At 62.2% G+C, this 21,906-nt stretch carries 21 protein-coding genes; 4 read left to right on the forward strand and 17 right to left on the reverse strand.

Annotated features, from left to right (window positions below):
* Positions 1 to 30: 30 nt before the first annotated feature.
* Genes secF through yajC form a run of 3 tightly spaced genes read right to left on the reverse strand, consistent with a single transcriptional unit; the run spans position 31 to position 3,043 of the window.
* The gene (secF, locus tag AC1Q67_RS00090) at positions 31 to 1,032 is read right to left on the reverse strand and encodes a protein translocase subunit SecF (protein WP_492235648.1); all 1,002 of its coding nucleotides are present in this window, start codon (positions 1,030 to 1,032) and stop codon (positions 31 to 33) included.
* Between the two features lie 14 nt (positions 1,033 to 1,046).
* On the reverse strand, positions 1,047 to 2,645 hold the full coding sequence (secD, locus tag AC1Q67_RS00095) for a protein translocase subunit SecD (protein ID WP_492235647.1): 1,599 nt from the start codon (positions 2,643 to 2,645) through the stop codon (positions 1,047 to 1,049).
* A 44-nt stretch (positions 2,646 to 2,689) separates the two neighbouring features.
* Positions 2,690 to 3,043: a preprotein translocase subunit YajC gene (gene yajC / locus AC1Q67_RS00100; protein WP_024575390.1), complete on the reverse strand. Its 354-nt coding sequence runs from the start codon at positions 3,041 to 3,043 to the stop codon at positions 2,690 to 2,692.
* A 197-nt stretch (positions 3,044 to 3,240) separates the two neighbouring features.
* On the opposite strand from yajC, the gene AC1Q67_RS00105 reads away from it, so the two are divergent.
* Entirely contained in the window at positions 3,241 to 4,203 is a 963-nt protein-coding gene (locus AC1Q67_RS00105; RefSeq protein WP_492235646.1) for an ATP-binding protein, read from the forward strand.
* Positions 4,204 to 4,254: 51 nt separating this feature from the next.
* On the opposite strand, the gene AC1Q67_RS00110 is transcribed toward AC1Q67_RS00105, so the two are convergent.
* Positions 4,255 to 5,151: a LysR family transcriptional regulator gene (locus tag AC1Q67_RS00110; protein ID WP_024575388.1), complete on the reverse strand. Its 897-nt coding sequence runs from the start codon at positions 5,149 to 5,151 to the stop codon at positions 4,255 to 4,257.
* 123 nt (positions 5,152 to 5,274) lie between these two features.
* On the opposite strand from AC1Q67_RS00110, the gene AC1Q67_RS00115 reads away from it, so the two are divergent.
* Positions 5,275 to 6,831, forward strand: coding sequence for an MFS transporter (locus AC1Q67_RS00115; RefSeq protein ID WP_492235645.1), 1,557 nt, complete (start codon positions 5,275 to 5,277; stop codon positions 6,829 to 6,831).
* Between the two features lie 66 nt (positions 6,832 to 6,897).
* Here the strand turns inward: AC1Q67_RS00115 and AC1Q67_RS00120 are convergent, their stop codons facing one another.
* A complete protein-coding gene (locus AC1Q67_RS00120; protein WP_024575386.1) occupies positions 6,898 to 8,268 on the reverse strand; it encodes a peptidoglycan DD-metalloendopeptidase family protein in 1,371 nt (456 codons plus the stop codon).
* A 105-nt stretch (positions 8,269 to 8,373) separates the two neighbouring features.
* Positions 8,374 to 9,027: a protein-L-isoaspartate(D-aspartate) O-methyltransferase gene (locus AC1Q67_RS00125; RefSeq protein ID WP_492235644.1), complete on the reverse strand. Its 654-nt coding sequence runs from the start codon at positions 9,025 to 9,027 to the stop codon at positions 8,374 to 8,376.
* Positions 9,028 to 9,169: 142 nt separating this feature from the next.
* Here AC1Q67_RS00125 and AC1Q67_RS00130 point away from each other — a divergent pair, with 142 nt between their 5' ends.
* Both AC1Q67_RS00130 and AC1Q67_RS00135 read left to right on the forward strand, forming a co-directional pair.
* Complete coding sequence (locus AC1Q67_RS00130; RefSeq protein WP_024575384.1) at positions 9,170 to 9,640, forward strand: PaaI family thioesterase; 471 nt, start codon at positions 9,170 to 9,172, stop codon at positions 9,638 to 9,640.
* Positions 9,641 to 9,762: 122 nt separating this feature from the next.
* Positions 9,763 to 10,146: a response regulator gene (locus AC1Q67_RS00135; RefSeq protein WP_024575383.1), complete on the forward strand. Its 384-nt coding sequence runs from the start codon at positions 9,763 to 9,765 to the stop codon at positions 10,144 to 10,146.
* Positions 10,147 to 10,165: 19 nt separating this feature from the next.
* On the opposite strand, the gene surE is transcribed toward AC1Q67_RS00135, so the two are convergent.
* The 11 genes from surE to AC1Q67_RS00190 form a co-directional block, all read right to left on the reverse strand.
* The gene (gene surE, locus AC1Q67_RS00140) at positions 10,166 to 10,933 is read right to left on the reverse strand and encodes a 5'/3'-nucleotidase SurE (protein WP_024575382.1); all 768 of its coding nucleotides are present in this window, start codon (positions 10,931 to 10,933) and stop codon (positions 10,166 to 10,168) included.
* A gap of 4 nt (positions 10,934 to 10,937) precedes the next feature.
* The gene (gene serS, locus AC1Q67_RS00145) at positions 10,938 to 12,404 is read right to left on the reverse strand and encodes a serine--tRNA ligase (RefSeq protein ID WP_492235643.1); all 1,467 of its coding nucleotides are present in this window, start codon (positions 12,402 to 12,404) and stop codon (positions 10,938 to 10,940) included.
* Positions 12,405 to 12,684: 280 nt separating this feature from the next.
* Entirely contained in the window at positions 12,685 to 13,512 is an 828-nt protein-coding gene (gene tatC, locus AC1Q67_RS00150; protein WP_492235642.1) for a twin-arginine translocase subunit TatC, read from the reverse strand.
* Positions 13,509 to 13,919, reverse strand: a complete 411-nt coding sequence (gene tatB, locus AC1Q67_RS00155; protein ID WP_492235641.1) for a Sec-independent protein translocase protein TatB — start codon at positions 13,917 to 13,919, stop codon at positions 13,509 to 13,511. The genes tatC and tatB overlap by 4 nt, the downstream gene beginning before the upstream one ends.
* Before the next feature lie 60 nt (positions 13,920 to 13,979).
* Positions 13,980 to 14,216 (reverse strand): twin-arginine translocase TatA/TatE family subunit, encoded by a 237-nt coding sequence (locus AC1Q67_RS00160; protein WP_024575378.1) that lies wholly within the window; start codon positions 14,214 to 14,216, stop codon positions 13,980 to 13,982.
* 178 nt (positions 14,217 to 14,394) lie between these two features.
* Positions 14,395 to 15,153 carry an SMC-Scp complex subunit ScpB gene (gene scpB, locus AC1Q67_RS00165; RefSeq protein ID WP_492235640.1) on the reverse strand — a complete coding sequence of 253 codons (759 nt, stop codon included), beginning with the start codon at positions 15,151 to 15,153 and terminating at the stop codon, positions 14,395 to 14,397.
* A 33-nt stretch (positions 15,154 to 15,186) separates the two neighbouring features.
* Positions 15,187 to 16,023, reverse strand: a complete 837-nt coding sequence (locus tag AC1Q67_RS00170; RefSeq protein WP_024575376.1) for a segregation and condensation protein A — start codon at positions 16,021 to 16,023, stop codon at positions 15,187 to 15,189.
* The gene (gene nagZ / locus AC1Q67_RS00175) at positions 16,020 to 17,048 is read right to left on the reverse strand and encodes a beta-N-acetylhexosaminidase (protein ID WP_492235639.1); all 1,029 of its coding nucleotides are present in this window, start codon (positions 17,046 to 17,048) and stop codon (positions 16,020 to 16,022) included. The genes AC1Q67_RS00170 and nagZ overlap by 4 nt, the downstream gene beginning before the upstream one ends.
* Positions 17,049 to 17,171: 123 nt before the next feature.
* Positions 17,172 to 18,677, reverse strand: coding sequence for an SPOR domain-containing protein (locus tag AC1Q67_RS00180; protein WP_492235638.1), 1,506 nt, complete (start codon positions 18,675 to 18,677; stop codon positions 17,172 to 17,174).
* Between the two features lie 104 nt (positions 18,678 to 18,781).
* The gene (argS, locus tag AC1Q67_RS00185) at positions 18,782 to 20,575 is read right to left on the reverse strand and encodes an arginine--tRNA ligase (RefSeq protein WP_492235637.1); all 1,794 of its coding nucleotides are present in this window, start codon (positions 20,573 to 20,575) and stop codon (positions 18,782 to 18,784) included.
* A gap of 47 nt (positions 20,576 to 20,622) precedes the next feature.
* Positions 20,623 to 21,831, reverse strand: a complete 1,209-nt coding sequence (locus tag AC1Q67_RS00190; RefSeq protein WP_492235636.1) for a deoxyguanosinetriphosphate triphosphohydrolase — start codon at positions 21,829 to 21,831, stop codon at positions 20,623 to 20,625.
* Positions 21,832 to 21,906: the final 75 nt, after the last annotated feature.

Below are 21,906 nucleotides of genomic sequence, written 5' to 3' on the forward strand. Positions count from 1 at the left end.
CTTCGTCGCAAGGGCTCCTCGCAATGACGATTACGGCTTCGACGGCTTGTCCTCGCCGCCCCGGTTTTCGCCCACGCCGAGATAGATCAGGATCGGCGCCGCGATAAAGATCGACGTGTAGGTGCCGACCAGCACCACGCCGAAGGTCATCGTCGCCGCGAAGGAATGGATCGCCTTGCCGCCGAACAGCAGGAGGGCGAGCAGTGCCAGCGTCACCGTGACGTGGGTGATGATCGAGCGCGACAGCGTCGAGTTGATCGACGTGTTGAGCAGTTCCGGCATCGGCATTTTCTTGTACCGCCGCAGCATTTCACGAATGCGGTCATAGATGACGACCGTGTCGTTCAGCGAATAGCCGAGAATGGTGAGCAGCGCGGCGATGCTGGTCAGGTCGAATTCGATCTGGGTGATCGACATGAATCCCAGCGTCAGCACGATATCGTGGACGTTGGCGATCATCGCGCCGAGCGAGAACTGCCATTCGAACCGGAACCAGAGATAGATGAAGATGCCCACGATCGCGAGCATCAATCCGACCGTGCCATAGGCGAGCAGTTCGCTCGACACGCGAGGTCCCACCACTTCGACGCGGCGGTATTCAACGCTGTCGCCGAACAGCTGCCGAACCTTCTGCACCGCAGCCTGCTGTGCCTGATCGCCGCCGGGTTGTTCTGCGATGCGGATCAGAACGTCGGAGGGACCACCGAACTGCTGGAGCTGGACGTCGCCGAAATTCAGCGTCGTAAGCTGCGCGCGCAATTTTGCGATGTCGGCTGGACCCGACTTGGTCTGGATTTCCAGCAGCGTGCCGCCCTTGAAGTCGATGCCGAAATTCAGTCCGTGAACGAAATAGAGACCGATGGCGAGCAGCGACAGCAGCGCCGAGATCGGAAAGCTGATGCGGCGGAAGCGCATGAAGTCGAACTTCGTATCGTCCGGGACGATGCGAAGCGCGGGGATCACGCCATAGATACTGAGGCCTGTCAGAACGACGATGAAGATGGCGAGTGCGACGATGATGGTATGAGTCACGGCTTATACAATCCTCAAATCGGCACGGTCTTGGGCCGCTTCCACGCCACCCACATCGCAACAATCAGCCGCGTCACGGTGAAAGCCGTGAAGACGGTGGTCAGAATGCCGATGCCGAGGGTCACGGCGAAGCCGCGCACCGGTCCGGTGCCGATGTAGAACAGCACTGCCGCCGCGATGAAGGTGGTGATGTTGGAGTCCAGAATGGTCGCGAGTGCGCGGGTGAATCCTGCGTCGATCGCCGAAATCGCGGTGCGCCCGGCGCGCAATTCCTCGCGGATACGCTCATAGATTAGCACGTTCGAGTCCACCGCGATGCCGACCGTCAGCACGATGCCGGCGATGCCGGGCAGCGTCAGCGTCGCATTGAGCAGCGAGAGGATGCCGAAGATCATGGCAACGTTGATCGCGACCGCGACGTTGGCGAAGAAGCCGAACAGCCGGTAGGTCAGCAGCATGAACACGATGACCAGCACCGAGCCGACATAGGACGCCAGTTCGCCGGCGGCGATGGAGTCCTGACCGAGGCCGGGTCCGACCGTGCGTTCTTCGATGATGGTCAGCGGCGCAGGCAATGCGCCCGCGCGCAGCAGGATCGCCAGATCGTTGGCGCCCTGCACGGTGAAGCTGCCGGAAATCTGGCCCGAGCCGCCGGTGATCGGTTCGCGGATCACGGGAGCGGAAATCACTTCGTTGTCGAGCACGATGGCGAACGGCTGGCCGACGTTCTCAAGTGTTGCCGTCGCGAACTTGCGCGCGCCCGACGTATTGAAACGGAAGCTGACGATCGGCTCGCCAGAACGCTGGTCGAAGCCCGGCTGCGCATCGGTCAGGTCGCCGCCCGAGACCAGCACCTGCTTCTTGATGACGTAAGGCACCTTCGGCGAGGACGCGCTCATGAGGACTTCGGAGTCCGGCGGCACCCGCCCCTGCTGCGCCTGATCGGCGGGGACGGTGGTATCCACCATGCGGAAATCGAGCTTCGCGGTCTTGCCGAGCAGTTCCTTGAGGCGGGTCGGATCCTGCAGACCCGGCACCTGCACCAGAATGCGGTCGATGCCCTGACGCTGGATCAGCGGTTCGACGGTGCCGAGTTCGTTGATGCGGCGTTCGACGATCTGGATCGACTGTTCGACCGACTGGCGAACGCGCTCCGTGATCGCGGCCGGAGGTACGGTCAGGCGGATCAACCCGCCGCCGGCGTCGCTGACCTCGACACTGCGCTGGCCGCTCGAACCGAGCAATCCGCCGAGCGGCTGCGAGAGTTCGCGCAGCTTGGCGAGCGCGGCCGTCAGGTCGGTGTCCTTGACGCGGACTTCGACGCTCTCGCCGCGAACCGCCAACCCGGTGTAGCCGATCTTGGCTTCACGCAGCGTGCGGCGAACGTCATCGCGAACCTGATCGAGCTTGTCCTTCTTGACCGAGTTTGAATCGACCTCGAGCAGGATGTGCGAGCCGCCCTGCAAGTCGAGGCCGAGCACGACATGACGCTGGGCCCACTTCGGCCAGGTCTTGACCACGTGATCCGGGAAGAAGTTCGGAACCGCGCAAAGGCAAACGATCAAGGCGGTCATGATGACCGCCAGCGCCTTCCACCGCGTGAAATACAACATCGATGTAAGTCCGTCAGATTGATGAAACCGCGGCGATCAGCGCGTCAGCTCGCGGCTGTTTCTTCCTTGGTATCCTTGGCAGGCTCACCCTTGGTGCGAACGCCGGAAATCATCTGGCGCATCTGACGAATGCGCACGCCGTCGGCGATTTCGACTTCGATCTGGTCGTCATCGACCACTTTGGTGACCTTGCCCACGAGGCCGCCATTGGTGACGACGGTGTCGCCGCGGCGGATGTTCTTCACCAGCTCCTGATGGTCCTTCAGCTTCTTCTGCTGCGGTTTGAGGATCAGGAAGTACATGATGACGAAGATCAGCGCGAACGGCAGCAGCGACATCAGCATGCTGTTGGTGTCGGCAGCGCCGGCGGCCTGAGCGAAGGCAGGAGTAATGAACATACGAAAAGTCCTCGGGAAGGCGCCCGCCACCGGGCGAAACGCATAGCGTTGTGGCCGTTTTGGCCGAATTTGCGCGGACTATAACGGCCAGCGTCCCAATTGCAACGGGACCGGCCATCCCGATTTTGCCATGCATTTGTGGCGCTTGCGGGCATTCACGGGCCTCGCTATGGGTGCCTCGCAAGGGGGCTGAATTCATGTCCAAAAAACCCAATAAAAAGGCCTCCAGGGCCACCGCGAAGGCACGTCCTGCCAAGGCGATCAAATCCGCGACAAAACGCCCTGCCACAGCGGCGGATACCGAGACCGGGCGCATCGCACGGGCTCTGGAGAGCATTGCGGCGAGCCTGAATGCATCCGCGGCCAAACCGTCCAGCGCTGATTCTCTCAAAAGCGCCGATGCGTTCGTCTGGCAGCCCAATGGCCGTCTGGTGCCGGTTCCGAAGGTGAACCGCGTGGACCTTGGCCTGCTCCGGGGCATCGACCGCATGCGCGACATCCTGATCGAGAACACCGAGCGCTTCGCCAAGGGTCTTCCCGCCAACAACGCCCTGCTCTGGGGCGCGCGCGGCATGGGCAAGTCGTCGCTGGTCAAGGCGGCACACGCCAGCGTGAACGCCATGGTGCATGGCCGGCTGAAGCTGATTGAAATTCACCGCGAGGACATCGAGAGCCTGCCGCTGCTGATGTCGCTGCTGCGCGAGTCGGATTTCCATTTCATCGTGTTCTGCGACGACCTGTCGTTCGACGGCAACGACGCGTCCTACAAGTCGCTCAAGGCGGTGTTAGAGGGCGGCATCGAGGGCCGGCCCGAGAACGTCATCCTCTATGCGACTTCGAACCGCCGCCATCTGCTGGCGCGCGACATGATCGAGAACGAGCGCTCAACGGCGATCAATCCCGGCGAAGCGGTCGAGGAAAAGGTTTCGCTGTCGGACCGTTTCGGCCTGTGGCTCGGCTTCCACAAGTGCAGCCAGGACGAATATCTCGATATGGTGCGCGGCTACTGCAAGCACTTCGGCGTCAAGATGCCCGATGATCAGCTTGAGCGCGAGGCGCTGGAATGGTCCACCACACGCGGATCGCGCTCGGGCCGCGTGGCGTGGCAGTTCACGCAGGAAATCGCGGGACGGATGGGCGTGAAACTCGCGACGGCCTAGAAGGCAACTCCGTCTTCTAAAACTGTGCAGCGACCCGGTTGGGTGCGGCGACTACGCCGACCTCAAGCGGGCCCGCTCCGAACCTCCCGATGCGCTCGGCCACAAGCTCGCCTCGTCCACAATCAACCGGCCAAGCTCGGCAGTACATGGCATCTGCTCGCCCTGTTTGCCGATCAGGACATACTTTGCCTCCGGCAAGGGCGGCAGGCCGTCGCTTTCATCGAGAACGACCATCCACGGCTCGATTTCTTCCTTCGCAAAGATCGACACCGCCAGTCCCGCCTTCACGGCCGCCTTCAAACCATGCTGGTTCGCCGACGTGAATCCGACGTGCCAGTCAATGCCAGAGGCCGCCAAAGCGTCCACAGCTATCGCACGCAAGGCGCATGGCGGCGGCGAGAACGCGAATGGCAACGATGAATTCTGCGGCCGTTTGAACGTGTCCGCGACCGCCCAGACGAATTGCGTCTGACGGAGAACTATTCCATCCACGTCGCCCGATCCCGTAATCGCCACTGCAAGGTCAAGATCGCCGGCATCGACTTTGGCCCTCAGGTCGAGACAGACACTGACCGAAACCTCGAGCCGGACCGCAGGATACTGGCGGGCGAACCGGCCAAGCAGTTGCGGGAGCCGATCACCGATGAAATTTTCCGGAACACCCAGACGGATGGAGCCTGAAGCCGTAGAAGACTGAAAGCGGCGTGTCAGCGCTTCCTGGCTTTGCAAAATCTGCTCCGCGTGGCGCAGGAAATCCTCACCATCTTCGGTGAGGGTCAGCTTCCGTGTAGTCCGGTATAGAAGCGGCCTGCCAACCTGCTCTTCCAGACGCCGGATCTGATGACTGACCGCGGACTGGGTCAGATGAAGCCGCTCAGCCGCGCGGGTAAAGCCGCCGGTCTCGCAGACGGCAACGAAGGCGCGGAGCAATGTGGGTTCAAAGTCCATGAATCCAATATATGACAGAAAACACTGAAAGCAATAAAATCAATTCATTTCCATCATGAAATGATAGCGCCCATATCCGTCAGCCCGTGCCGCGACGCCTGCGCCGGGTTGAAAGGAATTCGCATGAGCGTCTCGCCTACCACCAGAAACACCGCCGCACTGATCGGCGTCTGCCTCGCATCCCTGATGTTCGGCCTCGAAATATCCAGCGTCCCCGTCATCCTGCCAAGTCTGGAGACGGCGCTGCCTGCGAACTTCAAAGACCTGCAGTGGATCATGAACGCCTACACGATCGCCTGCACCACGGTGCTGATGGCGACCGGCACCTTCGCTGACCGGTACGGCCGCAAGCGCGTTTTCATCACGTGCACAGTCGCCTTCGGCATCACGTCGCTGATGTGCGGGCTGGCGCAGAGCGCATCGGTGCTGATCGTCGCCCGTTTTCTACAGGGCCTCGCCGGCGGCGCCATGCTCACCTGCTCCATCGCCATCATCTCGCATCAGTATCAGGACGAAAAACAACGCGGCCGGGCGTTTACCGCCTGGGGCATCATCAGCGGCATCGGCCTCGGCTTCGGCCCGATTATCGGCAGCACGATCACCGCAGTCTCGAGCTGGCATTGGGTGTTCCTGGTCCATGTCCCGCTGACGGTGATCGCCCTCGTTCCGGCTTTGATGGGAATTCGCGAATCCCGCGATCCGCATGCCAAGCGACTGGACGGCTGGGGCATCGTGACACTGACGATTGCCGTGTTCGGCCTGACCTACGTCATCACGCAGGGCGCAGACCTTGGCAGAACCACTGCGATCGGGCTCGCGGCCATCGCCATCGCAAGCTTCGCCGCGTTCGTGCTCGTGGAACGCAACACCGCGCAGCCGATGTTCGACTTCTCGGTATTCCGAATCCGGAAGTTCAGCGGCGCGATCATCGGCTGTATCGGCATGAACTTCTGCTACTGGCCGTTCATGATCTATCTGCCGATCTACTTCGAGGGCGGCCTGACCCTCGACAGCAGGACAGCGAGCCTGTTGCTCCTTGCCTATACAATTCCGTTTCTGGTGATGCCTCCCATCGCCGACCACCTGCTCCGGCGTCACGGGGCACGCATCGTGATCCCCTTCGGCATGGCCATCATGGGGACCGGCTTTCTCGCCATGCGTTTCGGTGGCGGTATCGAACAGGCGAGTTGGCTCAGCGTACTCCCCGGCGCACTGCTGGCCGGGATCGGACTTGGTCTGACAAATACATCCGTGACCAACACGACAACCGGCTCGGTGCCCAGTAACCGTGCGGGCATGGCGTCCGGCATCGATATCAGCGCACGGCTGATCTCGCTGGCCATCAACATCGCGGTGATGGGGCTGATCCTGCTGGAAGCGATCCAGCGGTCCCTTCCGGACACGCTTGCCGCCGCACTCGGCGACCAGCAGATGCGAGCGTTGGCCTCGACCGTTGCCACCGGAAATCTCGCGTCACTGCATCAGGCGTATCCGGTGTTATCCGTGCAGGACCCGACCGGCGCCATCGTTCACGCAGCGCTGGTCAAAGGCTTCGGCTGGGTGATGCTGTACGGCGGCATCGGCGCCTGGATTCTCGCCGCGATCAGCTTCCTGACCTTCGGCTCCAAAGGGGCTCCTGCGAAATCCGATCTGGCCTGCGTCGCCGACGCAGCCGAGTGAACTACCCACAAAGAAAATCCCCCGGCTTTGAGGCCGGGGGATAGAGGTGCATCTGAACGTATCGGCTTACGCGCCGTTCAGGAATTGAAGCGGGTCGACGGCTGAAGATCCCTTGCGAATCTCGAAGTGAAGCTGCGGCGACCCCACCTCCCCCGTCTGACCCGATTTGGCAATGATCTGGCCGCGCTTGATCGTATCCCCGCGCTTCACCATCAGTTCACTCGCGTGGGCATACGCGGTGACGTAACCGTTGGAGTGCCGCACCAGGATCAGATTGCCATATCCCTTGAGTTCGTTGCCCGAGTAAGCAACCACGCCATCCTCAGCGGCTTTCACCGGCGTGCCTTCAGGAACGGCGACATTGATACCGTCGTTCTGTTTGCCATTGGTCTTCGCACCGTAAGCCGTGATGACACGTCCACGCACCGGCCAGCGGAACGTCGGCAATGCGTTGGTGGCATCGGCCGCTTTCACGGGCGACTGTGCTTCGGGCAGGTCGGCGGCTGGAGCCTCGGCCGCAACGCGTGCTTTCTGCTGAGGCTCAACCGACGCGACGGTCACAGGCTTTGCGGCGGGTGCAGGAGCGGCAACCGCAGGTTTCGGTGCTTCCGCGACAACCTGCGGCGCCGGTGCTGCCGAGACGGCCTTGCCGCCCGGAATGTTGATCTTGCTGCCGATCTTGAGCTGCGTCGTGACCGGAATATTGTTGGCAGCGGCCAGCTGAGCCGGCGCGATGTTGTGACGGCGAGACAGATTCATCAGCGTGTCGCCAGACTTGACGACATGAACGCTTGCCGGAAGTGCTGCCGCGACCTTCGTACCCGGCGCAGTCGACAGCGCCGGCGGAGCTGCCTGAGCCGTGCGGCGCGGAATGACAAGCTGCTGGCCCGGCTGAAGGACGCGCGGTCCGCCGTAGCCGTTCGCCTTCAGGATTTCAGACGACGGAACGTTGTAACGCTTCGAGATGATATCGAGCGTATCCGCGGTGCCGACGATGATCGTGGTGCCGCCGTCCCGGCTGTAGCCGGAGTTCGCAGCGACGGAGCGCGGCGCAACGGATGCCGTGGTCTCGATCGGCGAAGATGACGGAGGCGCATAGGACGCCATGCCTCTGCCGCCGCCCGATGTGGCGACAGGCGCGGACAGCGGCGCGGAGATGACCGGAGGATTGTGCGGACGCGCATACTGCGGAAGTTCGCGAGGCTGCTGCTGATAGGATTGCTGCTGCGGCTGCTGCTGATAAGGCGCGCCGCGATAATTGCTCGGCACCGAGCCGGTCGCGTCTGCGCTGCGCGACGCAAACGGATTGGAAAACGACGTATCGGAGAACCGTGTCGAGGTATCGGCGCTACATCCGCCAAATCCGACCGAGACGAGCGCCAGAACCACGAAATGCGGCGCGTGACGCGAGCTTATCAACTCGACAAAGCGGGACATGGTTACTCACTCGTACGCAACTAACACAAATTTGAGTAAACACAGTCCGAGTAAATAACTCTTTAAGGCTCCAAATCCGCCGCAATTCCTAATGCGTTACGGCGTTCACAGCTCGCGCGCGAGACCCGGCAGCGCCGGCACGAAACGCACCGCGACAAGCTCTTCCCGATCGAAGCCGGCGGCGGTCCGAACCACGCGGACCAGCATCTGCCTGTCGTCCACTGGCCCAACGGGAGCGATCAGGATGCCGCCCGGCTCCAGCCGACCGAGCAGCGCGTCGGGAATTTCCTCCATCGCCGCGGTCACGATGATCCGGTCGAACGTGCCGAGCGTTTCCGGCGGGTCAAATCCGTCGCCGAGTTTCACCTCGACGTTGCGGCAACGGAGTTCCGTCAGGACCAGCTTCGCGCGATCCGCCAGCGTGCGAAACCGCTCCAGCGTCACGACGTCCCGGCAAAGCTTCGAGAGGATCGCGGCCTGATAGCCTGAACCCGTCCCGATCTCCAGCACACGGTTTTCAGGCTTCAGATCGAGCTGCTCGGTCATGTAGGCCACGACGAACGGCTGGCTGATGGTCTGGCCGCAGGCGATGCCGAGAGCGGTGTCGCGGTAGGCATAGGCGCGGTCCAGCGTCGTCACGAACAATTCGCGCGGCACATCCTCCATCGCCTTCAGCACGGCCTGATTGCTGATTCCGCGCTGCCGCAGGTTCAGCTGAAACATCATCTTGTCGTGCGGCGTGGGCTGGGCTGACGGCATACCTGATCAACGTTGAAAGCGGGAAGGCTTCTATCCTTTGCGTACTTTGACAAGCAACGCGGGATGCGCCACCCTTTTGTGTGAGCTATCCGAATATGTTCTGCGCAATCACCGCTTACAGTTCAAGCGTGCCGAGATTCTCATGACGTTACCTCTTCCCGAACCATTTCGCGCCTCCTTTGACGGGTTGGAGGAGCAGATTCTCTCCGGCGGGCCGGACAACAGCTTTCATCAATGCTTCGGCTGCGGTCCGTCTCATCCCACCGGCCTGCATGTGCGCACCTTCAAGACAGAGGAAGGCGTCGCCTCGCCGATCCTCATTGCACGGCACTACGAAGGACCGCCGGGCGCGGCACATGGCGGCATCGTGGCCGCCTATCTCGACGAGGTGTTGGCCGCCACGGTGCTCCGGGTCACGGGGCGGCTGGGCGTGACCGGCGAACTGACCATCCGCTACATGAAGCCGGTGCCGACCGAGATGCCGATCGTCGGGCGCGGTTCGCTGGTGACCGACCATGGCCGCTATGTGGATGTGGAAGGCCGGCTGGAGGACTTGAGCACCGGCAGCGTGCTGGCGACCGGACGGGGCCGGTTCTTTCCCATCCCTGCCTGAGCGGCTGTTTCCGTCGCCCAAAAGTTCCGGTTCACGGAACTTTTTGGATGAGCCGTCAGTTTGCGCGCTGTATAATTGTGTTATTCCTTGTCAGCCATTCCAGATTTGTCGTTGGGGAACGAATGCCGGGCAATTTCAAAGCAGGATCGCATACATCGATTTTGCTGGTCGAAGACGAAGTCATGATCCGCATGATGGTCGCCGACATGCTGGAGGAGCTTGGCTACAAGATTGCCGGTGAAGCCGGCGACATCGACGAAGGCGTCAGGCTGGTGCAGTCCGTCGATTTCGACATCGCCATTCTCGACGTCAACGTCAACGGCAAGGTCATCACGCCGGTCGCCGAGGCTGTTCAGTTGCGTGGACGTCCGTTCGTGTTTGCGACAGGCTATGGCGCGCAGGGTCTTCCGGAAAAATTCCGCGACCGCGCCACGATTCAAAAGCCCTTCCAGATCGAAACGCTTGCGCGCACGATCGAGACCGTTCTGAAGGGAATTGCGGCCTGAGCCGCAAAAGCCCTCGCGATTACTTCAGAATGCCTTTCAGCTTTTCCGAGAACGCCTCATCGGTGCGATCGAGCCGCAGAGGCGTGACTGAGACGAGTTTCGCGGCAAGCGCTGCAAGATCGGTCCCCTCCGCCGGCGTTTCCAGCATCGCAGCCCGCTCGAAACCGATCCAGTAATAGGGATTGCCGCGCCCGTCCTGGCGGCTGTCGATCTTGAGAAAGCCCAGATTACGCTTGCCCTGCCGCGTGACCGCGATGCCCTTGACCTCGTCCGGCATGCAGGACGGAAAGTTGACGTTGATGACGGTGTTGCGCGGCACCCCGAGCTTCATCACGTTGCGGATCACATCGGGGCCGAACTTCAGCGCGGTGTCCCACAGCGGCTTGGTGCGCGTCTCCATAGAGAATTCCTGCGACAGCGCGAACGACGGCAGACCGAGGATGGTGCCTTCGAGTGCGCCGGCGATGGTGCCCGAATAGACAACATCTTCGGCGACGTTGCGGCCCTTGTTGACGCCGGACAGCACGATGTCCGGCTGCTTGTCCTTGAGAATGTGCCGCGCGCCCATGATGATGCAGTCGGTCGGCGTGCCGCGCACCGAGAAGTGACGCTCATCGACTTCGCGGAGACGCAACGGATCGTTCAGCGACAGCGAATGCGATACGCCGGACTGGTCGAGTTCGGGCGCAACCACCCAGACGTCATCGGAAATCTGCTTCGCGATTTCCTCGATGACTTTCAGGCCCGGCGCGTGAATGCCGTCGTCGTTGGTGCAGAGAATGCGCATTTTCTTATTGTTCCTTCGCGATCACTTTGAGGCCGCCCATGTATGGCTGCAACACATCGGGAACGGCAATCGAGCCGTCCTCCTGCTGATAGGTTTCCATGACGGCGATCAGCGCGCGGCCCACCGCCGTGCCCGAGCCGTTGAGCGTGTGCACGAAGCGCGGCTTGCCGTCCGGGCCTCTTGAGCGCGCATCCATGCGCCGCGCCTGGAAGTCGCCGCACGCCGAGCAGGACGAAATCTCGCGGTACATGCCGTCCTCGCCCTGTCCCGGCATCCAGACTTCGATGTCGTAGGTTTTTTGCGACGCGAAGCCCATGTCGCCGGTGCACAGCGTCATCACGCGGTAATGCAGATCGAGTTTTTTGAGAACCTCCTCGGCGCAGGACAGCATGCGCTCGTGTTCGTTTCTCGATTCTTCCGGCGTCGTGATCGAGACCAGTTCGACCTTGGTGAACTGATGCTGGCGGATCATGCCGCGCGTATCGCGCCCCGCCGCGCCCGCTTCCGCGCGGAAGCAGGGCGTCAGCGCGGTGAGGCGCATCGGAAGTTCTTTTTCGTCGAGAATGGATTCGCGAACGAGATTGGTCAGCGGCACTTCTGCGGTGGGAATGAGCCAGCGGCGAGTTTCCTTCGCACCCGCTACCTCCGCAAAATGACTCATCATCGTGATGAATGCTCTGTCAGCATATTCGATTGTAGGATCTTCAGGATCGCGCTTAATAGCTTTGTCGAGTTGTTCTCGTACAAATGGAGCAAGATTTCGCAAGTAGTCGTTGGCCGCTTGCTTGACGTACTCGACATTCGTGGCCGTGAATTGATCGTCCTCGAATTTCGGCAACTGTGCCGTGCCGAACATCGCATCGTCACGCACCAGCAGCGGCGGATTGACTTCGGTGTAGCCGTGCTCGCCGGTGTGCAGATCGAGCATGAACTGGCCGATGGCACGCTCAAGCCGCGCGAGGCCTTTCTTCAGAACGACGAAGCGCGCGCCCGACATTTTGGCAGCGCTCTCGAAGTCCATGAACTTCAAACCTTCGCCAAGCTCGACATGCTCCTTCGGCTTGAACGCATAATTGCGTTTCGCGCCGAAGTGATGATGCTCGACATTGCTGTGCTCGTCGGCGCCGTCCGGCACTTCATCGAGCGGCAGGTTCGGAATTTGCGCGAGTTCTTTCTTCAGTTCCTCTTCGACCTGCTTCACCGTCGCTTCAAGCTCGGGCAGTCTGGTCTTGAGTTCACCGACCTCGGCCATCAGCGCGTCGGCACGCGCGTTGTCCTTGGCCTTCTTGGCTTCACCGATTTCCTTGGAGGCCGCGTTGCGGCGCGCCTGTGCCTGCTCCGACGCGAGGATCGCCGTGCGGCGCTTTTCATCGAGCGCGATCAGCGGCTTCGACAATGGCTCGAGCCCGCGCCGTTTCAGCGCTGCGTCAAAGGCGTCCGGGTTGTCGCGAATGGCTTTGATATCGTGCATGGCAAATTCCGGTCATGGCCGCTTTCGCCGCCATCTGCGTCAATTCTGGGTGGGTTAGAACAAGCCGCGGATGCCCGGGTCAAGCCCGGAAACCGCGAATCGAAGGGCATTGCAGCAATGATAGCTGAACAACTGGCACAGGCGGTCATCCCGCGTACCAGACCGAAACGACCAAAAGACCGTCATTGCGAGCGAAGCGAAGCAATCCACTCTTAAGAAAGCTGGATTGCTTCGTCGCTTCGCTCCTCGCAATGACGAGGGAAGCTTGGCTGTCTCTGTCCTACTCCGCAGGCGTCGTGGCAGGCGGTGTCGGCGGCACATCCGCGGGCGGGGTCGTGCCGGTGGCCTGTTTGGCGGCCTTTTTCTCCACCATCGCAACCGCGATGATCGAGCCCTCGTAGAGGATCAGCAGCGGGACCGCGAGTGACATCTGACTGATGACATCCGGCGGGGTCAGCACTGCGGCGATGATGAATGCCACCACGATGAAGTAGCGCCGCTTTTCCTTGAGCTGCTTCGAGGTCAGGATTCCGATCCGCCCGAGCAACGTCAGGATCACCGGCAACTGGAATGCGATGCCGAACGCGAAGATCAGCGACATCATTAGGGAGAGATATTCGCCGACCTTAGGGAGCAGCGCGATCTGCGCGGTCTCTGCGCCGCCCACCTGCTGCATACCGAGCGAAAAGCGGATCAGCATCGGCAGCACGAGGAAATAAACCAGCAGTGAGCCGAGCGCGAAGAAGATCGGCGTCGCGATCAGATATGGCAGGAACGCGCCGCGCTCGTGCTTGTAGAGGCCGGGCGCAACGAACATGTAGATCTGCGCCGCGATCACGGGGAAAGAAATAAATCCCGCGCCGAACATCGCAAGCTTGAGCTGCGTCAAGAAGTACTCGAGCAGCGCGGTGTAGATAAACTTGGAGTTCTCAGGTCCCGCGACCCAGACGAACGGCCACACCAGCACGTTGTAGATCTGCTTGGCGAAGAAGAAGCAGAAGATGAAGGCCAGCGCGAATGCGAGCAGCGCCTTGATCAGCCGCGAGCGCAGCTCGATCAGGTGATCCATCAACGGCGCCTTGGTGGCTTCGATGTCCTCGTGGCTCATGACGCTTTGGCGTCCGGTACGGCAGGCTTCGGGGTCTCAACCGCCGATGCATGGGCTTCGGCCTCAGCGAACGTCTCTGCGGTCGGAGGCTCAGGCGTCGTCGGCGTCATCACCGGCTGGTCGATCTTCATGGCATCCTCGACGTCCTTGTTGAGGGACGTCAGCAGATTGGTCGGCGACAGATCCTTGGCTGCGGCGGAGGCATCATCGAACGTCTTCTTGATGTCCGCCATTTCGGCTTCGCGCATCGCTTCGTTGAACTGGCCCTGGAATTCAGCGGCCATGCGGCGCGCCTTGCCCATCCACTGCCCGACCATGCGCAGCACGCCGGGCAATTCTTTCGGGCCGATGGCGATCAGCGCCACGACGCCGATGACGACCAGTTCACTCCACCCGATGTCGAACATGGAAGATTCCGCTGACGGGGCTTCCGCCCCGCACTCTCTCAGAAAAACCGCAGCCTGAAATCAGACAGCCTTGCTGCCGACGTCGGTCCGCTGCGATGTCGATGCAGAAGGCGCGCTGTCGATGGTCTTGACCGGCTCGGGCTTCTCGGCCGGCTTGTCATCATCGGCCATGCCCTTCTTGAAGGCCTTGATGCCCTGCGCGACGTCGCCCATCAGGTCCGAAATCTTGCCGCGGCCGAACAGCAGCAGGACAACGGCGATCACGACGATCCAGTGCCAGATACTCAACGAACCCATACTGCCATCCTCCAAAACACGGGGCCGGGATTTCCGGCCAAATCTGACCGGAAAGTAGGCCCCGGAGGTGTCAAAAACAAGGATTAACCCCGCGCCAGGATTGCGCAAAGCGGCGCATTGACACGAGAGTTAATGTTGGCTCCTGGCGGGCGCGATCGATCCGCGTCCCCGCCGGAAATCAGCTTTCGCCGGGCTTTTCCGGCTCCACGGCGGGTGCCAGCGCCAGTTCGAGATCGCCGGGCTCCAGCGGATCTTCGTCCTCGCGCAGCGCCGGGTCGTCGGATGGCGACGGAACAGCGAAGCCGCCCGGCAACCGGGTGTCCAGAAGACCCGCGCCCTTGAGTTCATCGAGGCCGGGCAGATCACCCAGTGCTTCCAGGCTGAACTGCGAGAGGAAAGCTTCCGTGGTTCCAAATGTGAGCGGCCGGCCCGGCGTCTTGCGGCGACCGCGCGGGCGGATCCAGCCGGTTTCCAGCAGCACGTCGAGGGTGCCCTTCGAGGTGACAACACCACGGATTTCCTCGATCTCGGCACGCGTCACCGGCTGGTGATAGGCGATGATCGCCAGCATCTCGATCGCGGCGCGCGACAGACGGCGCGTCTCGACGCTTTCACGCGTCATCAGCCAAGCGAGATCACCCGCGGTGCGGAAGGTCCATTTGTTGGCGACCTTCACCAGATTGACGCCACGCATGGCGTAGTCGGCCTGCAACTGAGCGAGCGCGACCTTGATGTCCACGCCGTCGGGCATGCGCTTGGCAAGCGACGCTTCGTCGAGCGGCTCGGTCGATGCAAACAGCAAGGCTTCGAGCAAACGGAGTTCCTCAGGACGCGCGACGGTATCGTTTGACGTCTCCTGCGAAGACTCCAGCACGGACTCCTGCTCTACCGGAGCGATGTGCTGTGCCGCCGCAGTCGTTCTCGCCGGACTTGCCATGGCCCTGTCTCCTTCTTCCACTTACTCGACGTCTTATTCGGCCTGCACTTCCGGCGCTGCTTGAGCGTCGGGAGGCAAATGCGCCACGTGCTTACGAAAATACAAAGGTGCGAATGCTTCTTTCTGATGCAGATCCAGCGTGCCTTCGCGCACCAATTCCAGCGCGGCGGCGAAGCTCGACGCAAACACCGTCGCCTTCTGCGAAGGATCGACCACGTAACGCATCAGATAATCGTCGAGGTTCGCCCAGTCCTCGGACTCGGCAGAACCCACCAGCCGTTCCAGCGACGCGCGTGCCTCAGACAGCGACCACACGGTCCGCTTGGTCATGTGCACGGTCGCAAGCACGCGCTGCTGGCGCTGCGTCGCGTAGGCGGTCAGCAGGTCGTACAGCGTCGCTGTCCAGCGGGCGTGCTTGACCTGCGCTATCTGTTCCGGCTGGCCGCGCGGGAAAATATCGCGCCGCAGTTGCGGCCGCGTCATCAGGCGGTTCGATGCCTCACGGATCTGTTCCAGCCTGCGCAGCCTGTTGGCCAGCGCGGTCGCGAGATCCTCGGCGCTCGGGCCTTCGGCTTCGGGAGGCTCCGGCAGCAGCAGGCGTGACTTCAGGTACGCCAGCCACGCCGCCATCACGAGATAGTCGGCAGCCAGTTCCAGCCGCAACTTGCGCGCCGCTTCGATGAATACGAGGTACTGATCGGCCAGCGCCAGAATGGAAATCTTCGCGAGATCGACTTTCTGCTGACGCGCAAGCGCAAGCAGCAGGTCGAGCGGACCTTCATAGCCCTCGACGTCGACGACGAGCGACGGTTCGTCCTCGGCGTGCTCTGCCGGCAAACCCGTCTCGAAGGAAAGAATTTCCGCGCTCATGATGTCAGACCTCCGGCGCGATCGATCAGGCGGTCAAGTTCGGCACGCGCCGCGCCACGGTCGAACGGCTGCGGTGTTCGCCGCGACGCCAAGGCACGGTCCGCACGCGCCAGAGCCACGCCGGCCAGTTCAGGGGCTTCACCCGCAACCTGGCTCATTTCGTCGAGCTTGCCATTGCAATGCAGAACGACATCGCAGCCCGCCTTGAAGCTGGCGCGCGTCCGTTCCGCAATCGATCCCTGCAAGGCATTCATGGACACGTCATCACTCATTAACAGACCCTGGAATCCGATCGTTCCGCGAATCACCTGTTCGATGATTGTCGCAGATGTCGTCGCAGGTTGGGCGGGGTCGAGGGCGCTAAACACAACATGTGCCGTCATGGCCATCGGCAGATCGGCAAGCGGCTTGAAGGCCGCGAAGTCGGTTTTGGCGAGTTCCGCCGCCGGCGTATCGACCGTCGGCAGCCGAAAGTGGCTGTCCGCTGTGGCCCTTCCATGGCCGGGAATGTGTTTCAGGACGGGCAACACGCCGCCCTGCGCCAACCCGTCGGTCACGGCGCGGGCAATCGCTGCCACCTTCTCCGGGGTGGTTCCGTAAGCCCGGTCGCCGATCACCGAGTCCGCGCCGGGAACCGGCACATCGGCCAGCGGCAGGCAATCCACGGTGATCCCGAGATCGGCCAGATCGGCGGCAATCAGACGGGATGACAGGCGGGCGGCCTCAAGTCCGGTCCCCTGATCGACGTCGTACAGCGCGCTGAACACTGCCCCAGGCGGATAGGCCGGCCACTGAGGCGGCTGCAGCCGTTGAACCCGCCCGCCCTCCTGGTCGATCAGGACCGGCGCTCCGGGCTGGCCAATTGCCCAGCGCATTTCCTCAACCAGCCGAATGACTTGGTCCGGGGTCTCGATATTGCGCTTGAAAAGGATGAAGCCCCACGGCCGCTGATCGCGCAGAAATGCACGCTCATCGTCGGTCAGAGCGGTTCCGGAGACGCCGGTAATGAATGCACGCGCGGCCATACTTGCGCGATTAGCGCGCGTAGAGCCGCAGGGTCAAGGAAAGCAGGCCGATTCACGCCGGATTGTGAGGATCATCCACAGTCACAAACGCAGTCGTTCCAATGATTTGGCGCGACTTGAGGCCTAGCGCCGCTGCACCACGCACTGCCCGCCGGCCGTTTTCAGGTTCCCGCAGAACGCCGCGGCTTCCTCATTGGTCCCGAACGGCCCGACCATGGCGCGGTAGAACGTGCCCTTGCCGGCGATCTCGGCCTTGTGGATCGACGCCGTGCGTGAGCCCAGGATCGAGGCATATTTGCCCTGGATCGATTTGAACGACGCCTTCGCATCGGCTTCCGACTTCTGCGACGAGACCTGCACATAGGCGCCGCCGCCCGTGACAGCCGCGGGACTGATTGCTGCGACCTTCTGCCGATCGGCAGGAGCCGCCGGAGGCTGTGCCTGCGGCGAGAGCGAAACCGGTGCGTTTGCGGACGGCGCGCCCGTTGAGGCGGTGCTGGCCGGCGCAGTGGTCGAAGCCCGTTGCGCGGGAGGTTGCGCACGTGCTGGTGCCGCCGGTGCCGCAGCCGCTGGATCCGGCTCACCCGGCCGGATGCTGAGGGTGCGGATCTTGCGCGGCTCCTCGCCGCCGGTCAGCGTGCCATTGCCCACGCCTGCTCCGGTCGGCCGCGCATTCGGTGAAGCGCTGGCGACGGTCGGCGGGTTCGCATTCTGGGTCAACGGCGGGAACACCACGCGCGGACCGGTCCGGGCGTTGACGTCGACAGGCTGCTCCTCGCGCGACACCATGCGCTCGGCCGACTTGTCGCCGACGCGGTCGGTGATCTGCTTGCTTGAGCCGTCGCCCGCGCCCGGCGGGATAACCTTGTTCGGGCCTGCATCGGCCTTGATCACCGGCGGCTCGCCGCTGCGCGGTGAACCGACGAACGTCCTGTAGGCGAAAGCCGCACCGGTGCCGACAACAGCAAGCAGCAGAACGACGGCAACCGTCATTGTGCCGCCGCGCCGGGCCTTCGGGGCCTCCTGCTCGAAATCCTCGCCATAGGGCTGCCGGTCGTAGGCGCCGTTGCCGTAATGGTCGTCCTGCGCGCCATACTGGTCATGAGCCGGATCGTGATCCGGGCGGCCATAGAGCACGTCATCGTAGCGATCGCCGCCGGCGGCCTGATGTCCATGCGGCTGTCCTGAGAGCACCGGATCGTAGCCGGAGTGATCGAACTGCGGCGCGTGCCTGCCGTAAGCCGGGTCATTCTGAGGGTCCGCATAGCGCGGATCGTAATGATCCTGCTGCGGAGCGTACGGCTCCTCATCGCGATAAGCCGGTTCTTGCCGATAGGCTGTCTCCTGCGGCGCAGGCCGCGATGCAGCCAGGTTCTGCATCCAGGAAGGCCGGGGCGGCGGAAGCTCTTCCTCAACCGCAGGCTCAGGCGCGTCGTATTGATCGTGATGCTGCTGGTGCCGCTGCTGTTGTCCGTCGCGGCCGAAATTCGAAAGCGGATCGGCCTGCCCGATCAACCGCGCCAGTTCCGCCAGCGGATCGCTCTCGACCTTGTGCGAGGCCATGCTGGATTGATCCCGGCTGTAATCGTCGTCCGCCGGAAACGGTCTGTCGCGATACTGGTTCGCCATTGCGATGTTGCATCCCCTTCGGGAAAGCGCCTCGCCCGTCATTCAAACGAACGCCGCTATTCACACGGCCGCCACCCATTCCCCGTGGCGGTCAAATCCCCCAACTATCGCATCTCGTCTGGAGCATGGACGCCGAGCACGGCGAGGCCGGAAGCCAGAACCGAGACGACGCCCTGAACCAGGGCAAGTCGCGCGATTGTTACTTCTGCATCATTCTGGATAATGAAGCGTAAATGAGGCATATCGCGCCCTTTGGTCCAAAGCGCGTGAAATTCACTCGCCAGATCATACAGGTAAAACGCGATTCGGTGCGGTTCATGTGCGACCGCCGCCGCCTCGACGATCCGCGGATAAATCGCGATCTGCCGGATCAGGCTCAGTTCGACCGGATCGCTGAGCCGCTCGATCTTCGCGCCCCGCAGGAACGCGACACGCTCCGCCGCAGTCTCGGGCAATGACGGAACCGTCTCGCGCGCATTCTTGAAAATCGAATGCCCGCGCGCGTGCCCGTACTGAACGTAGAACACCGCGTTGTCCTTCGACTGCTCGATCACCTTGGCGAGATCAAAGTCGAGCACCGCATCGTTCTTGCGGAACAGCATCATGAAGCGGACGGCGTCGGAACCGACTTCGTCCACGACCTCGCGCAGCGTGACGAAATCGCCGGAGCGCTTCGACATCTTTACCGGCTCGCCATTGCGCAGCAGCTTCACGAGCTGCACGATCTTCACATCGAGCGTCGCCTTGTTCGCGGTGACGGCCTTGATCGCCGCCTGCACACGCTTGATATAGCCGCCGTGATCGGCACCCCACACATCGACCATGTTGAGGAAGCCGCGATCGAACTTCGTCTTGTGATAGGCGATGTCGGACGCGAAGTACGTGTAGGAACCGTCCGACTTCTTCAGCGGACGATCGACGTCGTCGCCGAACGCGGTGGCGCGGAACAGCGTCTGCTCGCGATCTTCGTAATCCTCGACCGGCGCGCCCTTCGGCGGCGGCAGACGCCCCTCATAGACATCGCCCTTCGCGCGCAACTCCGCGATGGTGGCGCCGACCTGATCGGTGCCGCCCGCAATCAGCGAGCGCTCCGAGAAAAATACATCGTGCCTGATGTTGAGCGCGGCGAGATCACCCTTGATCATCTCCATCATCATGGAAATGGCTTTTGCACGCACAACAGGAAGCCACTCAGCCTCCGACCGCTTGGTCAGCTTGTCGCCGTATTCGCTGGCAAGCGCCTTGCCGACCGGCGCAAGATAGTCACCGGGATAAAGCCCTTCGGGAATCTCGCCGATGGTTTCGCCAAGCGCTTCGCGATAACGCAGGAAGGCAGAGCGCGCGAGTACGTCCACCTGCGCTCCGGCGTCGTTGATGTAATATTCCTTGGTGACGTCGTAGCCCGCGAACGACAGCAGGCTCGCCAGAGCGTCGCCGAACACCGCACCCCGGCAATGACCGACATGCATCGGCCCCGTCGGATTGGCGGAGACGTACTCGACGTTGACCTTCTCCGCCGCGCCGATTGCGCTGCGGCCATAGCTCACGCCCTGCTCCAGCACGGACCGCAATGCGCCGAACCAGGCGGACGTCTTCAGGGTCAGATTGATGAAGCCGGGTCCGGCCACGTCGACGCTTTCAACAATCGGATCGGCCCGAAGTTTGTCGGCAATTTTGTCAGCAAGCTCTCGGGGCTTCGTCTTGGCCTCCTTGGCCAGCACCATCGCCGCGTTGGTCGCCATGTCGCCATGCGCCGCATCTTTCGGCGGCTCCACCACCACACGCGAGAGGTCCATGCCTGCAGGCAGGACGCCTTCACTGCCGAGCGCGCCGCATACGGCATGCACGCGCGATAGCACGTCGGCGAACAGATGTTGGGGGTGGCTGGGCGAAGTCATGAGACGTCCTGTAGTCCACGGAGAATGGGCCTTTTTCAGGCCGCCGCCTAACGTAAATCCGGGGTCGAGTCAAAAAGCCGCCGGTGCTCTATGATGGCGTATCGGTCGGTCATTCCGGCAATGAAATCGCCGATCCGGCGGGCCCGGCCAGCCTCACCCTCCTCGCCCTCATCCGGCAGCCATTCGGGCGGCAAATCACCCGGTTCGGCCTGATAGCGCGCGAACAGATCGCGGACCACGGCCTCCGCATCCCGCATGACGCTCATCACCCGGTCGTGGCGATACATCCGCGTCTTGAGGAAGCGCTTGATCGCCGCCTCCGTTTTCTCCGCCTCCGCAGAGAACCCGACGAGCGTGGCATCGTGATTGCGCACATCGATCACACTCTCGAGACGTAGCGCCGTGAGCCGCTTGCACGTCTCGGAGAACACATCCTCGATCAGATAGGAGATCAGTTCGCGAACCAGTTCGGCGCCGCGGCGCGTCTCGTCGAGAACCGGATAGCGTGCCGTAATCACCGCGTTGATGTCGGCGATCAGCGGAATAGCACCGAGATCGTCGACGGTGAACAGCCCTGCTCGCAATCCGTCGTCGATATCGTGCGCGTCATACGCAATGTCATCGGCCACGGCGGCAACCTGCGCCTCCAGCGAAGCGTGACTCCACAACTCAAGATCGTGATACGCGACGTACTCCGAGATTCCGACTGGAACGCCATGGTCGCGGTAACGGCCAACGGGCTCGCCGTTGCTGTCAATCAAGGGACCGTTGTGCTTGACGATACCTTCGAGCGACTCCCACGTCAGGTTAAGGCCGTCGAACTGCGGATAACGCCGCTCCAGCAAGGTGACCACGCGCAGGCTCTGCGCGTTGTGATCGAAGCCGCCATGATCTTTCAGGCATTGATCCAGCGCCCGCTCGCCCGCATGACCGAACGGCGGATGGCCGAGGTCATGGGCCAGCGCCAGCGTCTCGGTGAGATCCTCATCGAGCCCGAGCTGTCGCGCCAGCGCCCGGGCGATCTGCGCGACCTCCAGCGTATGGGTCAGGCGGGTACGATAGTGATCGCCTTCGTGGAACACGAAAACCTGCGTCTTGTGTTTCAGACGCCGGAAGGCGTTGGAATGAATGACGCGGTCGCAGTCGCGCCGGAACGCGCTGCGCCGCAGGCTCGGCGGCTCGTTGAAGCGTCTCCCGCGGCTTTGACCGGGGTCGCAGCCATAGACCACACGGGGGGCAGCCATTCCGACCGACATCGAATTATTCTACTTTCGGTGTTTGATTCTGGCGTTGAGCGCACTTAACTATGCCACACGGGATGATCAAATAGC

The organism is Afipia sp. GW823-FHT06G09, assembly GCF_058794875.1.

What these genes read in the sequence shown, in the direction of transcription:
- secD (WP_492235647.1), bottom strand. Translation starts at nt 2,645, where the DNA reads ATGTTGTATTTCACGCGGTGGAAGGCGCTGGCGGTCATCATGACCGCC.
- yajC (WP_024575390.1), bottom strand. Translation starts at nt 3,043, where the DNA reads ATGTTCATTACTCCTGCCTTCGCTCAGGCCGCCGGCGCTGCCGACACC.
- AC1Q67_RS00105 (WP_492235646.1), top strand. Translation starts at nt 3,241, where the DNA reads ATGTCCAAAAAACCCAATAAAAAGGCCTCCAGGGCCACCGCGAAGGCA.
- AC1Q67_RS00110 (WP_024575388.1), bottom strand. Translation starts at nt 5,151, where the DNA reads ATGGACTTTGAACCCACATTGCTCCGCGCCTTCGTTGCCGTCTGCGAG.
- AC1Q67_RS00115 (WP_492235645.1), top strand. Translation starts at nt 5,275, where the DNA reads ATGAGCGTCTCGCCTACCACCAGAAACACCGCCGCACTGATCGGCGTC.
- AC1Q67_RS00120 (WP_024575386.1), bottom strand. Translation starts at nt 8,268, where the DNA reads ATGTCCCGCTTTGTCGAGTTGATAAGCTCGCGTCACGCGCCGCATTTC.
- AC1Q67_RS00125 (WP_492235644.1), bottom strand. Translation starts at nt 9,027, where the DNA reads ATGCCGTCAGCCCAGCCCACGCCGCACGACAAGATGATGTTTCAGCTG.
- AC1Q67_RS00130 (WP_024575384.1), top strand. Translation starts at nt 9,170, where the DNA reads ATGACGTTACCTCTTCCCGAACCATTTCGCGCCTCCTTTGACGGGTTG.
- AC1Q67_RS00135 (WP_024575383.1), top strand. Translation starts at nt 9,763, where the DNA reads ATGCCGGGCAATTTCAAAGCAGGATCGCATACATCGATTTTGCTGGTC.
- surE (WP_024575382.1), bottom strand. Translation starts at nt 10,933, where the DNA reads ATGCGCATTCTCTGCACCAACGACGACGGCATTCACGCGCCGGGCCTG.
- serS (WP_492235643.1), bottom strand. Translation starts at nt 12,404, where the DNA reads ATGCACGATATCAAAGCCATTCGCGACAACCCGGACGCCTTTGACGCA.
- tatC (WP_492235642.1), bottom strand. Translation starts at nt 13,512, where the DNA reads ATGAGCCACGAGGACATCGAAGCCACCAAGGCGCCGTTGATGGATCAC.
- tatB (WP_492235641.1), bottom strand. Translation starts at nt 13,919, where the DNA reads ATGTTCGACATCGGGTGGAGTGAACTGGTCGTCATCGGCGTCGTGGCG.
- AC1Q67_RS00160 (WP_024575378.1), bottom strand. Translation starts at nt 14,216, where the DNA reads ATGGGTTCGTTGAGTATCTGGCACTGGATCGTCGTGATCGCCGTTGTC.
- scpB (WP_492235640.1), bottom strand. Translation starts at nt 15,153, where the DNA reads ATGGCAAGTCCGGCGAGAACGACTGCGGCGGCACAGCACATCGCTCCG.
- AC1Q67_RS00170 (WP_024575376.1), bottom strand. Translation starts at nt 16,023, where the DNA reads ATGAGCGCGGAAATTCTTTCCTTCGAGACGGGTTTGCCGGCAGAGCAC.
- nagZ (WP_492235639.1), bottom strand. Translation starts at nt 17,048, where the DNA reads ATGGCCGCGCGTGCATTCATTACCGGCGTCTCCGGAACCGCTCTGACC.
- AC1Q67_RS00180 (WP_492235638.1), bottom strand. Translation starts at nt 18,677, where the DNA reads ATGGCGAACCAGTATCGCGACAGACCGTTTCCGGCGGACGACGATTAC.
- argS (WP_492235637.1), bottom strand. Translation starts at nt 20,575, where the DNA reads ATGACTTCGCCCAGCCACCCCCAACATCTGTTCGCCGACGTGCTATCG.
- AC1Q67_RS00190 (WP_492235636.1), bottom strand. Translation starts at nt 21,831, where the DNA reads ATGTCGGTCGGAATGGCTGCCCCCCGTGTGGTCTATGGCTGCGACCCC.